11 protein-coding genes are annotated in these 14325 nt (G+C 63.2%); 9 read left to right on the forward strand and 2 right to left on the reverse strand.

The window, feature by feature from the left end; genetic code table 11:
• The first annotated feature begins 2 nt into the window (after positions 1-2).
• The 9 genes from ATH90_RS00775 to ATH90_RS00815 all read left to right on the forward strand — a co-directional run bounded on the left by ATH90_RS00775 (position 3) and on the right by ATH90_RS00815 (position 10903).
• A complete protein-coding gene (locus ATH90_RS00775; protein WP_012721565.1) occupies positions 3-851 on the forward strand; it encodes an ABC transporter permease in 849 nt (282 codons plus the stop codon).
• Between the two features lie 97 nt (positions 852-948).
• Positions 949-1575, forward strand: coding sequence for a TonB family protein (locus ATH90_RS00780; RefSeq protein ID WP_098465515.1), 627 nt, complete (start codon positions 949-951; stop codon positions 1573-1575).
• A gap of 52 nt (positions 1576-1627) precedes the next feature.
• A complete protein-coding gene (locus ATH90_RS00785) occupies positions 1628-2548 on the forward strand; it encodes a LysR family transcriptional regulator (protein WP_065899503.1) in 921 nt (306 codons plus the stop codon).
• A 226-nt stretch (positions 2549-2774) separates the two neighbouring features.
• Complete coding sequence (locus ATH90_RS00790) at positions 2775-4310, forward strand: MFS transporter (RefSeq protein WP_098465516.1); 1536 nt, start codon at positions 2775-2777, stop codon at positions 4308-4310.
• Between the two features lie 15 nt (positions 4311-4325).
• Entirely contained in the window at positions 4326-5384 is a 1059-nt protein-coding gene (locus tag ATH90_RS00795; protein ID WP_069021096.1) for an HlyD family secretion protein, read from the forward strand.
• The gene (locus ATH90_RS00800; RefSeq protein WP_098465517.1) at positions 5381-6826 is read left to right on the forward strand and encodes an efflux transporter outer membrane subunit; all 1446 of its coding nucleotides are present in this window, start codon (positions 5381-5383) and stop codon (positions 6824-6826) included. Before ATH90_RS00795 ends, ATH90_RS00800 begins: the two co-directional genes overlap by 4 nt.
• Positions 6827-6900: 74 nt before the next feature.
• On the forward strand, positions 6901-7410 hold the full coding sequence (locus ATH90_RS00805) for a sigma-70 family RNA polymerase sigma factor (protein WP_098465518.1): 510 nt from the start codon (positions 6901-6903) through the stop codon (positions 7408-7410).
• A complete protein-coding gene (locus tag ATH90_RS00810; RefSeq protein ID WP_098465519.1) occupies positions 7407-8357 on the forward strand; it encodes a FecR domain-containing protein in 951 nt (316 codons plus the stop codon). Before ATH90_RS00805 ends, ATH90_RS00810 begins: the two co-directional genes overlap by 4 nt.
• A gap of 92 nt (positions 8358-8449) precedes the next feature.
• A complete protein-coding gene (locus ATH90_RS00815; RefSeq protein WP_034101832.1) occupies positions 8450-10903 on the forward strand; it encodes a TonB-dependent siderophore receptor in 2454 nt (817 codons plus the stop codon).
• 448 nt (positions 10904-11351) lie between these two features.
• On the opposite strand, the gene ATH90_RS00820 is transcribed toward ATH90_RS00815, so the two are convergent.
• Positions 11352-12056, reverse strand: a complete 705-nt coding sequence (locus ATH90_RS00820; protein ID WP_098465520.1) for a DUF3142 domain-containing protein — start codon at positions 12054-12056, stop codon at positions 11352-11354.
• Entirely contained in the window at positions 12053-14221 is a 2169-nt protein-coding gene (locus ATH90_RS00825) for a PA5441 family protein (RefSeq protein WP_098465521.1), read from the reverse strand. The genes ATH90_RS00820 and ATH90_RS00825 overlap by 4 nt, the downstream gene beginning before the upstream one ends.
• Between the last annotated feature and the right edge of the window lie 104 nt (positions 14222-14325).

Below are 14325 nucleotides of genomic sequence, written 5' to 3' on the forward strand. Positions count from 1 at the left end.
CCATGCGCCAGGAATATGAAATCACCCTCGAGCCACTGCTCAGCGTTCCCGTTGAACGTGAACTGCCCCTGCGCCAGCGCCTGTGGCAACAAGGCTGGTTGCGCAAGGGGCTGATCCTGATCGTGCTCGCGATCCTCTGGGAAGCCGTTGCGCGTTATCAGAACAACGACCTGCTGCTGCCGAGTTTCTTGCAGACATTTCACGCACTCTACGACGGCCTGCTCAGTGGCGAACTGCTGAGCAAGGTGAGCATCTCGCTGGTGGTGCTGATCAAGGGTTACCTGATCGGCATCGTGCTGGCGTTTGCCCTGACGACCTTGGCGGTGTCGACCCAACTGGGCCGTGATTTGTTGAGTACCCTGACCTCGATGTTCAACCCGTTGCCGGCAATTGCCTTGCTGCCGCTGGCGCTGCTGTGGTTTGGCCTGGGGCAGAACAGCCTGATTTTCGTGCTGGTGCATTCGGTGTTGTGGGCGCTGGCGCTCAACACTTATTCAGGGTTCCTCGGCGTGTCTGAAACCCTGCGCATGGCCGGTCGCAACTACGGCCTCAAGGGCATGCGATTCGTGCTGTTCATCCTGATTCCGGCGGCGCTGCCGTCGATCCTTGCGGGCCTCAAGATCGGCTGGGCGTTTGCCTGGCGCACGCTGATCGCCGCCGAGCTGGTCTTCGGTGCCACCAGCGGCAAGGGGGGCCTGGGTTGGTACATTTTCCAGAACCGCAACGAGCTCTACACCGACAAGGTATTTGCCGGGCTGGCGGTGGTGATCCTGATCGGGCTGCTCGTGGAAAACCTGGTGTTCGACACCTTTGAGCGGCTCACTGTAAAGCGTTGGGGCATGCAACGCTAAACAGGAATGATTGCTCTTTGCCCGCCGTGAACTCGATAATACCGACCATCTGACGTCGCCTTGGCGTCACATGTGCCCGGTAAAAGGATTTACGACGATGCGGTTTTTTGTTTTGGCGGCGGCCTTGTTGTTGTCGACTTCGGTCATGGCGCAATTCGTGCCTGAAGTCGTCACCATGCCCAAGCCGCTCTACCCCGGCCACCTGATCACTACCCAGGGGCACGCACGCATCAGCCTGAATATTCATAACGACGGTACGGTCAGCGACGTCAAGGCGCTGAGTGCCACCAAGCCGGCCTTTGGTGAAGCCGCCGTCGCGGCGGCCACACTCTGGCGTTTCAAGCCTTGGACAGTGGATGCCGAACGGCCCGCAGTGCTCGAGGCGCAGAACGATATGGTGTTCACACCCGAACCGGTGAGAAAGGAAACGACTCACCTGACCTTTACCCAAACCACCTACCAAACCTGCAGCGCGCTGACCGAAGAAGTCAGCCAGTTCCGTCGCGAACATCCCACCCGTCCGTTGATCGCGATGAAGAGTTTTGCCATTACCCGAGTCGCAGTGATGTTCCCGGCATTGAGCGGTAAGAGCGACTACAACGAAGGCCTGGCGCGCGCCGACGAATTGGAAAACGCCCTGCCGGACATCGTGCGCAAATGCCAGGCCCATCCCAAGGCCACCTACGCGGACTACCTGCCTCGCAACGTGAAGGGTTACCTGTAAAGCCTGCTACGATTGCGCTCAATTTACGCCCCGTTGATCACGAGTGCTTGGCATGCAACTACCGGATATGAACCTGCTGGTCGCCCTCGACGCCTTGCTCGACGAGGGCAGCGTGGTCGGCGCCGCCCGACGCATGAACCTGAGCCCGGCGGCCATGAGCCGCACCCTGACGCGTATTCGCGAAGCCGTGGGCGACCCGATCCTGGTACGTGCCGGTCGCGGCCTGGTGCCCACGCCCAAGGCCCTGCAGTTGCAAGGCCAGGTGCGCAACGTGGTGGAGCAGGCGGCGCTGTTGTTCCGCTCGGCGGATCAGGTCGACCTGAGCACCTTGCGCCGCCGCTTCAGCGTGCGCGCCAATGACTTTTTTATCGGCGTGTATGGCGGTCGCCTGTTCGACACCATGGAGCGCATGGCGCCGCTGTGCGAGCTGTGTTTCGTGCCCGAAGGCGACACCGACGACGAGGCCCTGCGCGAAGGGCGCCTGGATCTGCGCGTGAGCAACACCATGCCGGTCAGCCCCGAAGTAAAGGTGCAGAACCTGTTCTCTACCACCTTCGTCGGCCTGGCGCGGGAAGACCATCCGTTGTTCGATGAAGAAATCACCGCGGCACGTTTTGCCAGCTACTCGCATATCAGCATCTCGCGGCGCGGCATCGCGCGCGGGCCGATCGATACCGCGCTGAATGCCCAGGGCCTGGAGCGCCGCGTGGCGATGATCGCCCCAGGCTTTCATGGCGCGATGTTCATGTTGCCCGATTCCGACCTGCTGCTGCCGGTGCCCAAGGAAGCGCTGTTGAGCGCCAATCGCCTTAAACTGCCACTGCGCGCGTTCGCCTTGCCGATCTCGCTGCCGACGCTGGTCCTGGCCCAATCCTGGCATCCGCGATTCGACAAGGACCCCGCCCACAAATGGCTGCGCGAAACCATGCGCGAAAGTTGCCACGCCACCTGGCTCGAAGCCCAACCTACCTGAAGTGAATGCGGTGAATGTCGGCGCTGGCTTGCCTGGGATTGCGGCCTGGCTGATCCAAATGGGTCACTGACCCACCGCTATCCCAGGCAAACCACCCCCCGCACGCAGTTTGTGTCGGTCATGATTGTTGCGTCTGGTGCAGTTATAACCTGCCAACAAGTAACTTTTTGTCATGTTTGTGCCTGATTAAACTGCTCGGGTATTTACCATTCCGAGTTACCCGTTCATGACTTCCCTCGCTGCCCCCACCCTCGCGGCCGCAGCCAAGCCTACTGCCATGACCCCACCTGTATTCGGGACGCGGATCATCATCGGGCTGGTCGGCGTGTTACTGGCGGTGCTGGTCTGCGGTCTCAACGAGATGGTCACCAAGGTGGCCCTCGCGGATATTCGCGGCGCCCTGTACATCGGCTTTGACGAAGGCACCTGGCTGGTCGCGGCTTACACCGCCACCTCCGTGTCGGCCATGGCCTTTGCGCCGTGGTGCTCGGTGACCTTTTCCCTGCGCCGCTTCACCCTCTGCGCCATCGGCGTGTTCACCGTGCTGGGGATCCTGTGTCCGTTCGCGCCGAACTACGAAAGCCTGCTGGTACTGCGCACTGTGCAAGGCCTGGCCGGTGGCGCGTTGCCGCCGATGCTGATGACCGCGGCACTGCGGTTCCTGGCGGCCAACGTCAAGCTGTACGGCTTGGCTGGCTACGCACTCACCGCCACTTTCGGCCCGAGCCTGGGCACGCCACTGGCAGCGCTGTGGACCGAGTACGTCGGCTGGCAGTGGGCGTTCTGGCAGATCGTCGCGCCGTGCCTGCTGGCCATGGTCGCCGTGGCCTACGGGCTGCCGCAGGATCCGCTGCGCCTGGAGCGCTTCAAGCAGTTCAACTGGCGTGGCCTGCTGCTGGGCTTCCCGGCGATCTGCATGCTGGTGATCGGCATCCTGCAAGGCAACCGCCTGGACTGGTTCGAGTCAGGCCTGATCACCTTCCTGCTGTGTGGCGGCAGTGTGTTGCTGGTGCTGTTCATGGTGAACGAGTGGTCGCAGCCCATACCATTCTTCAAGTTGCAGATGCTCGGCCTGCGCAACCTGTCGTTCGCCCTGATTGTGCTGGCGGGCGTGCTGATGGTGCTGACCTCGGTGATCATCATCCCGTCGAGTTTTCTCGCCCAGGTCCAGGGTTATCGCCCGCTGCAAACCGCGCCGGTGATGCTGCTGATGGCCATCCCGCAGTTGATCGCGCTGCCAATGGTGGCGGCGCTGTGCAACCTGCGCTGGGTCGACTGCCGCTGGGTGCTGGGGATCGGCCTGGGCATGCTGGTGCTGTGTTGCGTGGGCAGCGCGCACCTGACCTCGGCATGGATTCGCGATGACTTCTACGGCCTTTACCTGCTGCAAATCTTCGGACAACCGATGGCCGTGTTGCCGCTGCTGATGCTGTCCACCGGCAGCATCCAGCCCATGGACGGCCCGTTTGCATCGGCCTGGTTCAACACCATCAAGGGGCTGGCCGCCGTGGTCGCCACGGGCGTGCTCGATACCTTGACCACGCAGCGCCTGCACTTCCACTCGACCATGTTGGTGGACCGCCTGGGCAACTCACCCCTGGCCGACGGCGACGCGTCGGGCCTGGCGCACCGCCTGCACGAGCAGGCCGTGGTGCTGACCTCTTCGGACCTTTATTACGTCATGGCCGCCGCCGCGGTGGCGTTGATCCTGCTGATTTTCTGGATGCCCACGCGGATTTTCCCGCCTCGCGCACCGACTTGATTGAAAGGACTGTTCATGAAACGCAAAGACAAAATTGCCGTCTCCGTCATCGCTGTGTTCGCCGTCGGCGTACTGGTGTACTTGGTCGCGCCGGGTATGTTGGGCAGCAAGCGCCAGACAACCAACGACGCGTTCGTCGCCGCTGACTTCACGCTGGTTGCGCCACGTGTCGCTGGCTTCATCAAGGAGGTGCTGGTGGAAGACAACCAGCGCGTCAAGGCCGGGCAACTGCTGGCGCTGATCGACGACCGCGACTTCCGTGCCGCCGCCCAGGCTGCCGATGCCGATGCGTTGGTCGCCCGGGCCCAACTGAAAAACGCCACCGCCACCCTCGAGCGCCAAAGCTCGTTGATCGCCCAGGCCCAGGCCACCGTCGCGGCGGACCGTGCCGAAATGGCCTTCGCCGAACACGAACTGAATCGCTACAACCACCTCGCCGGTGTCGGCGCCGGCACCGTGCAGAACGCCCAGCAAGCCAAGACCCGCATCGACCAGGCCACCGCGCGCCTGGCGAATGCCACGGCGGTGCTGGCGGCCGAACGCAAGCAAGTGGAAATCCTCACCGCCCAGCGCGATGCCGCCGAAGGTGGACTCAAGCGTGCCCAGGCTGCGCTGGAGTTGGCCAGTTACCAGCTGTCCTACACGCGCATCGTCGCGCCGGTCGATGGCATGGTCGGCGAGCGCGCGGTGCGGGTTGGCGCCTACGTGACGCCGGGTAGCAAGATCCTGGCGGTCGTGCCGCTGGAAGACGCGTATGTGGTGGCCAACTTCCAGGAAACCCAGCTGTCCCACATGCACGCCGGCCAGCCCGTGCAGGTGCGTGTCGACAGCCTCGACGGTGAGTTGCTCTACGGTCATCTGGAAAGCCTGGCGCCCGCCACTGGGGTGACCTTCGCGTCGGTCAAGCCGGATAACGCCACGGGTAACTTCACCAAGGTGGTACAGCGCATCCCGGTGAAGATCGTTCTCGAACCCAACCAGGCGCATACCGAGCGCCTGCGGGTCGGCATGTCGGTAGAAGCCAGCGTCGACACCCAGCCAGTGGCGAAGCAGCGTGAGGTGGCCCAGCAATGAAGCGAGTTGCCTGGCTCACCTTGAGCCTTATCAGCCTGAGCGCCTGCACGGTCGGGCCGGATTTCCACAAGCCCCAGAACCCGCAAGTCTCGCAATGGAGCGAGCCCCAGGGCCGCCAGGCGGCTAGCCGTGCCGTCAGCGATCCCTTGCAGGAACGCTGGTGGGATGTGTTCCACGACGCGCAACTCTCGGCCCTCACACGTCGGGCGCTCACCGATAACCTGGACCTGAAACTGGCCAGCAGTCGCCTGCAACAAAGCCGTGCGGTGCGCCAGGTGACCACCGCCGAGCGTTACCCCGACGTCAACGCCAACGGTGACTACCTGCGCCAGCGCAACAGCGGCAAAGGCTTGAGCGACCCGTCCGGCCAGAACGGCCGCTCGGCGTTCAACCAGTGGGACATGGGCTTCTCCGCCTCCTGGGAGCTGGATTTCTGGGGCCGGGTAAAACGCGAAACCGAAGCCGCCGACGCCACCCTGCAAGTGGCCGAAGACGACCGCCGCGCGGTGTTGTTGTCGGTACTCGCCGAGACCGCGCAGGACTACATCCAATTGCGCGGCGTACAGAACACCCGCGCCGTCACCGAACAAAACCTCGACGTCGCCCGCCACAGTCTCAAGTTGTCGCAATTGCGCCTGGCTGACGGCGTGGCGACGGATCTGGACGTCGCCGAAGCCGCCGCCCAGGTCGCCGCCATCGAAGCGCGCCTGCCGGATCTGCAACAGCGCCAGGACCAACTGATCAATGCCCTCAGCCTGTTGATGGGCGAGCCGCCGCAGGCCCTGCACGCGCAGCTGTCCAAGGACGCCGCCGTGCCGCAAACCCAGCGTCAGGTCGCCATTGGCCTGCCGTCGGAACTGGCCGAGCGCCGCCCGGATATCCGCCAGGCGGAGGCGCGCCTGCACGCCGCCACCGCCAACATCGGCGTGGCCAAGGGCGACTTCTACCCGCGCATCACCTTGTCCGGCAGCCTCGGTTCCCAGGCCATGCAACTCTCGGACTTTGGTTCCTGGGGCTCCCGCGCCTTTGCCTTCGGCCCGCAGTTCAGCTTGCCGCTGTTCAATGGTGGGCGCCTGCAAGGCATGCTGAACCTGCGCGAGGCCCAACAACAGGAAGCGGCGCTCGCGTACCAGCAAACCGTACTGCGTGCCTGGCATGAGATCGATGACCAGTTGACCCGCTACAACGCCAGCCAATTGCGTCGCGATAGCCTGGCCGAAGCCGTGCGCCAGAACCAGATTGCCCTGAGCACCGCGCAACAGCAGTACGTCGAGGGCGTGGTGGATTTCGTCAACGTGCTGACCGTGCAAAGCGCGTTGCTGGCCACGCAGGAGCAGTGGGTGGAGAGCTCAACCGGCGTGTCCCTGGCCATGGTTGGGCTGTACAAAGCGCTGGGCGGCGGTTGGGAATCGGTGTACCCGCTGCAAACCGCTGGGCGCTGAACGGCAAAGAGTTTTTGTCAGTCGCGAAATAAGGTGTAATGATAATTGCTCTCAATAGTGTATCTGAGCTTTTCATGGACACCGCGACTGACGGCCAGCATCAGCTTCACCTCCTGTACCGCGACCATCACGGCTGGCTGCAAGGCTGGCTGCGCAAGCGCCTGGGCGACCGCGAGCATGCGGCCGATGTGGCGCAGGACACCTTCCTGCGCCTGTTGGTGTCCGGGCGTTTTCCCGGCGACAAGGAAAGCCGCAGCTACCTGGCGCAGATCGCACGCAACCTGGTGATCGACCAATGGCGGCGCCTGCGTATCGAGCGTGCCTACCTGGAAAGCATTGCGCACTTGCCCGAGCCGGAATCGCCGTCCCTGGAAACCCGCGCGCTGATCCTCGAAACCCTGATGCAGATCGACGCCATGCTCGATCGCATGCCCGACAATGTGCGCCAGGCGTTTATGCTGTCGCAGTTCGAAGGCTTGAGTTATGCACAGATCGCCGAACGCTTGGGCGTGACGGTCAGCTCGGTGCAGAAGTACATGACCCGCGCAATTATTGCCTGCTACCAGGTGGCCTACGAAGAATGAGACACGACGCGCCCATCGCCCCGGCGGTTGTCGAGCAAGCCAGCGAGTGGTTGATGCTGCAATGGGGCGGCGAACTGCAAGGCGAACAACGCCAGGCCTTTGCCCGATGGCAGGCTGCCGACCCCGAGCATCGTCGTGCCTGGCAGCGTCTGCAGCAGCTGCAACAAACCTTCGGCAACGTGCCCGCCGACAGTGCCCGTGCCGTGTTGCGCGACACCCCCGACACCCAGCGCCGCGCCGCACTCAAGCTGCTCGGCCTGCTGCTGATGGCCGGCGGCGGTGGCTACCTGGTGCAACGCAGCGAACCCTGGCACGCGGCCTTCGCCGAGTATCGCACCCACACCGGCGAGATTCGCCACGTCACCCTCAGTGACGGCACGCGCCTGGACCTCAACAGCGACAGTGCCGTCGACCTGCGTTTCAGCGCCAGCGAGCGGCGCATCCGCCTGATCCGCGGCGAAGTCCTGCTGACCAGCGGCCACGACCCCGTTCGCCCATTGATCGTCGAAACCCCGGCGGGCGATGTGCAGGCGCTGGGCACCCGCTTTGCCGTGCGTGAGCTGCCCGACGGCAGCCGCGTCGACCTGTACGAAGGCCGCCTGCGGGTCACCCCGGTGCATGGCGCGCCAGTGCAGATGAATGCCGGCGACAGCCTGTGGTTCAACCCGCAGCAAAGCAGGGTACTGGCAGCGATGAGCGCCAACGCAAGCAGTTGGACCGAGCACCGCCTGATCGCCGAACGCCAGCCGCTGGGCGAGTTTGTCGCGCAACTGAGTCGCTATCGTCCGGGGCTGTTGCGGTGTGACCCGGCGGTGGCGGGGTTGCTGCTCACTGGCGTGTTCCCACTGAACGATACCGATGCAATCCTCGCGGCGCTGGAGCGCTCGCTACCGGTGCAAGTACAGGCGGTCACGCGCTATTGGGTGACGATCAAGGCGCGAGCCTGAACATTTTTTCACGCGCGCTTGTCGGTTTCTGCGTCCCGTTCGGGATACCTCTTGAAAGCCAATCAAGAAGCGATCTCACGGGGAGTCCTGCAATGCCGCACCACCCAATCCAACCCTTGGCCCGCGCGCTGCGCCGTGGCTTGTTTGTCAGCCTGCTGGCGACGGTGCCGCTGCTACCGACGCTGGCCCACGCTGAAGAAAGTGCTGAAGCGTTGCGCAGCTACTCCATTCCTGCCGGCAGCCTTGACCAGGCGCTGAACCGCTTTGCCAGCGCCTCAGGCATTTTGCTGTCGGTGGATGCCACGCTCACCGAAGGCAAACGCAGTACCGGCCTGCAAGGGCGCTTTGGGGTCGGGACCGGTCTGGAGCGGCTGTTGGCGGGCAGCGGCCTGGTGGCAGTGCAATCCCAGGGTGGTTGGTCGTTGCAGGCCATTTCCGAGGGCGGGCCGTTACAGCTGGGTGCCACCCAAATCAGCGGCCAGCAAACGCAGGAAAGCGCCTGGGGGCCGGTGGAAGGTATTGTTGCAACCCGCAGTGCTTCGGGCAGCAAGACCGATTCGGCGCTGGTGGAAATCCCCCAGACCATCAACGTGATCACCGCCGCCGAGATCAAGGCGCGCGGAGCGCAAAGCGTCACCCAGGCGTTGCTCTACACCCCTGGCATGACGGCGGGCGGTTTCGCCGATCGGGTCAAGTTGTTCGATGAACCGACCTCGCGCGGCTTCTCGCCCACTCCCCTGTACCTCGATGGTCTGCACCTGCCCTACGGCGGCGGCAGTACCGGCGGTGCGTTGCAGATCGAGCCGTATTCCCTGGAGCGTATCGAGGTCCTCAAGGGGCCGGCGTCCGTGCTGTACGGGCAGAACCAGCCTGGCGGTATCGTCAACATGGTCAGCAAGCGCCCCAGCGAAACCCCGATCCACCAAGTGGTGCTGGAAGCAGGCACCTACGAGCACAAAAGCGCGGCCATCGACTTGAGCGGCCCGCTGGATGAGCAGGGGCAGTTTCTCTACCGTCTCACCGGCCTGGCCAACGATGGGCAGGACGAAATCAACTACGTCGAAAACAAACGCCAGTTCATCGCCCCCAGTCTGACCTGGCAGCCCAGCGATGACACCCGCGTAACAGTGTTCGCCCAGTACCAGAAAGACAAAGGCGTGCCCGAAGCCCAAGGCCTGCCAGCGTCCGGCACGCTGTGGGACAACCCCAACGGCAAGATCAAGCGTGACCTGTTCATCGGCGAACCGGGCGTCAACCAGTACAACCGCGAGCAATACGTGCTGGGCTACGAGGTTTCCCATCGTCTCAACGACACTTGGACCCTCAAGCAAAACGCCCGCTATGCCGAGGTCGACGACCGCTACACCGCGCCGTTGCACGGCTACCGTTTTGTCGCCAACCCAGCCACTGGCGTGCAGGACCAACGCTACCTGCAACGCTTTGGCGTGGATTGGGCGCAGAACAACAAAGTGTTCGGCGTGGACAACATCGCCCAGGCTGAATTCGACACGGGCGCGCTGTCCCACACGATGATCTTCGGCCTGGATTACTACCATTCAAACTCACTGTTCCACGGCTTGTATGACCGCAACCCGCCGATCATCGACCTGTTCAAGCCGGTCTACGGCCAGCGCCTGAATTTTGGCCAGCCATACCGCTGGGACCGTACCATCACCCAAACCGGCCTGTACGTGCAGGACCAGATCAAGCTGGATAAATGGGCATTGGTACTGGGCGGGCGCTATGACTGGGCCAATGTGGTCAACAAAGAGCCCTTGACCGACACCCGCTTCGCCAGCAAAGACCAGGCGTTTACCGGTCGTGCAGGCCTGGTGTACCTGTTCGATAACGGCGTGGCGCCCTTCGTCAGCTACACCGAGTCCTTCCTGCCGCTGGCCGGTACTGACGCCAACAAAAAGCCATTCGAACCCTCGACCGGCAACCAGTACGAAGTCGGCGTAAAGTACCAGCCGCCTGGCCAGAAGAGCTTCGTGCAGGTGTCGGTCTACCAGTTGGACCAGGAGAATGTGCTCACCACCAACCCGGTGGATACCACCTACAGCACCCAAAGCGGCGCCATGCGCTCACGGGGCGTGGAGCTGGAAGCCAAGGCCGTTCTCAACGATGCCTGGGACATCGTCGCTTCGGCCTCGCGCAATGACATCAAATACACCAAGGACAACGACGGCCGCGAAGGTCGCCATCCTGCGGGCATCTCGCCGCTCACCGCCTCGATGTGGGTCAACTACAGCGTGCTCGGCGACACCCCGTTGGCCGGCCTCGGCGCAGGCCTGGGCGTACGCTATGCGCGCCAAAGCCTGGGTGACTACTACGAGGGCGCTTTCAGCGTGCCGTCCTACAGCGTCTACGACGCCAGCCTGAGCTACGACCTGAGCCGTTCGCCGCTCAAACTCAAGGGCGTGAAACTGGCGATGAATGTGCAAAACCTCACCAACAAAACCTATGTCTCGCAGTGCACCAGTGATCTGGATTGCTATTACGGGGAAGGGCGGACGGTGGTGTCGAGCCTGACCTATGACTGGTAGCCACCTATAACCTGTAGGCGCCGGCTTGCCAGCGATGGAGGCCTTGAATGCAGCATGCCTAAAGCCGCCCTTGATCATGATCGTGCTTTTGATCTTGGGCGGCCCCCCAAATCACGGTCGGATTGCGGGCATACCGAGCGTTGCGGCAAGGGCCCTTTTGGTGACTTTTGGCTGGGCCGGCATTCCGGGCTCTTTTCCAAAAGTGACCCGCTGTAAGCGCGGAACCCGTAGCAGCCCTGACCGCAGCAATGGATAGGTACCCGGTCTGATCCAACATCCAGGTCGCCTGTCAGGCCGCCGTCGCGGGCAAGCCCGCTCCCACAGTTGGAGCGTGGGGTGACGGTTAGATTTCGGTCGCCTGTCAGGCCGCCAGCGGGAGCAAGCTCACTCCCCACAGGCCCAGCGCGGTGACCTGCGTGGTGTGGATAGCGCCTGCAGGTTGCGCGCATCAAGGGTTTTGCAAGAACACCACATAGCCTCGAAACCATTCGCTGTCCTTCAGATACCCCGGCGCTTCCCACGCGCCGCCCTGGATCAAGCCAATCTTGAACGGCAGCCCTAGCCGGTTCATGCGTGGCAAGTACGCCGCGTAATCCGGGATGCTGTGGCGACCCTGATACGTCTGCACCACCACTTCATCCACCACACCCTTGAGCTGGGCGATGGCCGCCGGATTGGCGTTGCTGCTCCAGTCCATCAGGCCGGTGATGCTCAGGCGCAGGTCGGCAGGCAAGCGTTGGCGCAGGTCGCGCAGGAACTCGGCGTATTCGTGCAGGTACTGGGTGCGGGCGTCGAAGTCGATCTGGATACCGACCACCGGGTTGCCCGCCTCGCGCCAGCGTTGCACCTGGCCGAGCAGTTGGGTGTAGACCGGCTCGGGCCAGTGCAGGGTGTGGGCGCGGTAGACCACCCAGACTTCGCCCTGGGTCAGGCGCGGCACGCTCATGCCCTGGGCGATCAGTTGCACGCCACGTTGCGGCGCGCGGCGGGTGGAGTTGATCTGGCCCTGGAGGATGTACAGGGACTTGGCCTGTTTGAGCACCGGTTGCGGCGTGACGCCGCTCCACAGCCAGAAGGCATCATAGTCGCGGGCGTCGACGGCGCCGAAAGCCGGGCTTGCCAGCAACAGCAAGCCTAGCCACAGGTGTTTCACCAGTAGTACTGCAGCGACTTGCCCCACTGAGTGTCGGCGAAGCTGCTTTTCAACTGGCGGAACCAGGCTTTGCGCACGGCAGGTCCAACGTCTTGCCCGCCGCAGCTGTTGTAGCCGGACGGTGCGTAGCAGTTGATCGCGCGAAACAGCGCGTAGGCCTTGTCGTTCTTCGGCGCCTTGGCGTTGCCGATCACCTGTTTGTAGCCCTCCAGGCGCGAGAAGGTTTCCCCCTTGAAGTCCGACGCGGTGCTGCCCAGGCTGCCGGCGGCGCGTGCCTGCTCCAACGGCATGCCGTCCAGGCCGTTACGCAGGATGAACTCGCCCAGGCAGTTCAGGCCCTGTGGGTTCCTGGCATCACCCTGCAAGGTCGCGGCAATGTGCGCAATGCTCGGGCAGGCGTAGCCAGACTCGGCTTTGTCGCCATTCCACTGGAACAGCTTCAAGGTCTGGCTGGCGCTGTAGACGTAGCCCAGGCTGGTGCCCAGTTTGTCTTCCGAAGCCTGGGCCGGCAGTTGCTTGAGGTCTTCGGCGAAGGTCGCGAACTGACCACGCAGCAAGTCTTTGTAGAGCAAGACGAATTGTGCGGTCTGGCGTTCCAGTGGGTCGCTGGCCTGGGCGATCTGTTGGCGCAGCAACTCGGGGCCCGCAACGTTGCGCAGCAGGATGTAGCGCACCTGCTTGGCGCTGATCGGCGAGTCGGCGGCGAACACCTTGGCCACCTGGCCGCTGCGCTCGTAGTTCATGGCCAGGGCCAATTCCAGCTGGTCGCGTTGCAGTGGCAGTTTCGCCAGCGGCAGCAATTGCAGCCAGAGCGCCTCGGCGCCTTTCCAGTCTTGCTTCGCTTCCAGGGCCAGGGCGCGCAGGGTCTGCTGGCTGAAGGCGAAGTAATCCAGGCTCGAAGGCACGCTCTGCGGCAATTGCTTCAAGGCGGCGTCCGGTTGATGTTCGGTGTACAGCGCACTCACCGCCAGCAAGTAGTCGTACAGCTGCGGCTCACTGGCGAATGCGGTTTTTTGCTTTTCCAGGTCGGCGCGGGAGAGGGCGGGTTGGTCGCCCCCGCGCATCACCATCAGGTCACTGACAAACTGGATCATGGGGGTGGTGACGGTCTCGCTATTGACCATCAACAGCTTGAGGTCAGCTTCCTCCACCAGTTCATCCACGGACACATTGCGCTGCGTATCCGTTGCCTGGGTCATCGCCCAAGCATAGGCCTCGGCGAGTTTGACGTTGTCCCCCGCCAGCCAGTAAACGCGGCGCAACAGGCCACGGGCGGAGGCCACGTAATCGCCCTGTGGATAAGTTTTCAGGTAGGTGAGGAAACCTCCCTCGGCATCGCTCAGGGCGGACTTATCCACATGCTCGAGGCGCGGCATGCCATATTCGTCGAAGGCTTCGGCCTGGGCCTGGTTCAATGAAGTGCGCGCGGTCATGTACAGCGCGGTCTCTGTCAGCCACGGCAGTTTGCTGCTGCTGGCGGCGGCAAACCCACGCTCGGCGTCACCGAAGCGACCGCTGTAGAAGTCGGCGGCGGCTTGCAGGTAAGTGCGCAGCAGTTGGCCGTCGATGGACTGGATCTGCTGGGCGTCTACCACCTGGCCTTCCCACGAGCAGGCAGTGAGTAACTGCAAGCGCGCTTTCACCAGCAACTCGCGCTCTGTCGCCGGCATGTCGGCCTTGATCACCTGGCTGATAAACGCGGTGGCGCTGTCATCATCATTGCTGCGGCAGCGGCTGCCTTCGCCATTGAGGAACGCTTCGCCTGCGGTCTTAAATTCCTCGCGCTTGATGCCCAGGGGTTGAAGCAGCGCGTCGAGTTCGGCGGTGCGTGAGTCGTCCGGCGCGTTGTCGGGCTCCTCGTTTGTGCTGGAAATAGGCGCGAGGCGGTAGACCGGGAAGGGCACCGGGCCAAACCCCTGGGACAGGTCGTCTTCGCTCAGGGCGTTGGGCGTCAGCGCCGCGGCCTTTTTGTCAGCCAGCAGAAGGCGCAAGTTGATGCGACTGTCGTTACCGGGGCTGAGGAAGGGCTGGTTGCTGCATGAGTCGAGGCTGTCACGCGAGACCCGCCAGTCGGGGTAGCACGAGTCGTCGGAACTGGCCTGGGCCGGTTGGGAAATACCCGCGAGCAGTGCCAGTGCCAGGGGTGACAGAAAACCGATGCGCATGACGTGTCCTTGATCCTGAGTCCTTGGAGGGGGGCAATAATAGCGTGTTCCTACTGTTGCTTCGGAGAAGCCCTGCACAAATTGCTGATTTGTCCGATTCCAGC

The sequence above is a fragment of the Pseudomonas lurida genome (assembly GCF_002563895.1).
GTDB lineage: Bacteria > Pseudomonadota > Gammaproteobacteria > Pseudomonadales > Pseudomonadaceae > Aquipseudomonas > Aquipseudomonas lurida.

What these genes read in the sequence shown, in the direction of transcription:
- ATH90_RS00775 (WP_012721565.1), top strand. Translation starts at nt 3, where the DNA reads ATGCGCCAGGAATATGAAATCACCCTCGAGCCACTGCTCAGCGTTCCC.
- ATH90_RS00780 (WP_098465515.1), top strand. Translation starts at nt 949, where the DNA reads ATGCGGTTTTTTGTTTTGGCGGCGGCCTTGTTGTTGTCGACTTCGGTC.
- ATH90_RS00785 (WP_065899503.1), top strand. Translation starts at nt 1,628, where the DNA reads ATGCAACTACCGGATATGAACCTGCTGGTCGCCCTCGACGCCTTGCTC.
- ATH90_RS00790 (WP_098465516.1), top strand. Translation starts at nt 2,775, where the DNA reads ATGACTTCCCTCGCTGCCCCCACCCTCGCGGCCGCAGCCAAGCCTACT.
- ATH90_RS00795 (WP_069021096.1), top strand. Translation starts at nt 4,326, where the DNA reads ATGAAACGCAAAGACAAAATTGCCGTCTCCGTCATCGCTGTGTTCGCC.
- ATH90_RS00800 (WP_098465517.1), top strand. Translation starts at nt 5,381, where the DNA reads ATGAAGCGAGTTGCCTGGCTCACCTTGAGCCTTATCAGCCTGAGCGCC.
- ATH90_RS00805 (WP_098465518.1), top strand. Translation starts at nt 6,901, where the DNA reads ATGGACACCGCGACTGACGGCCAGCATCAGCTTCACCTCCTGTACCGC.
- ATH90_RS00810 (WP_098465519.1), top strand. Translation starts at nt 7,407, where the DNA reads ATGAGACACGACGCGCCCATCGCCCCGGCGGTTGTCGAGCAAGCCAGC.
- ATH90_RS00815 (WP_034101832.1), top strand. Translation starts at nt 8,450, where the DNA reads ATGCCGCACCACCCAATCCAACCCTTGGCCCGCGCGCTGCGCCGTGGC.
- ATH90_RS00825 (WP_098465521.1), bottom strand. Translation starts at nt 14,221, where the DNA reads ATGCGCATCGGTTTTCTGTCACCCCTGGCACTGGCACTGCTCGCGGGT.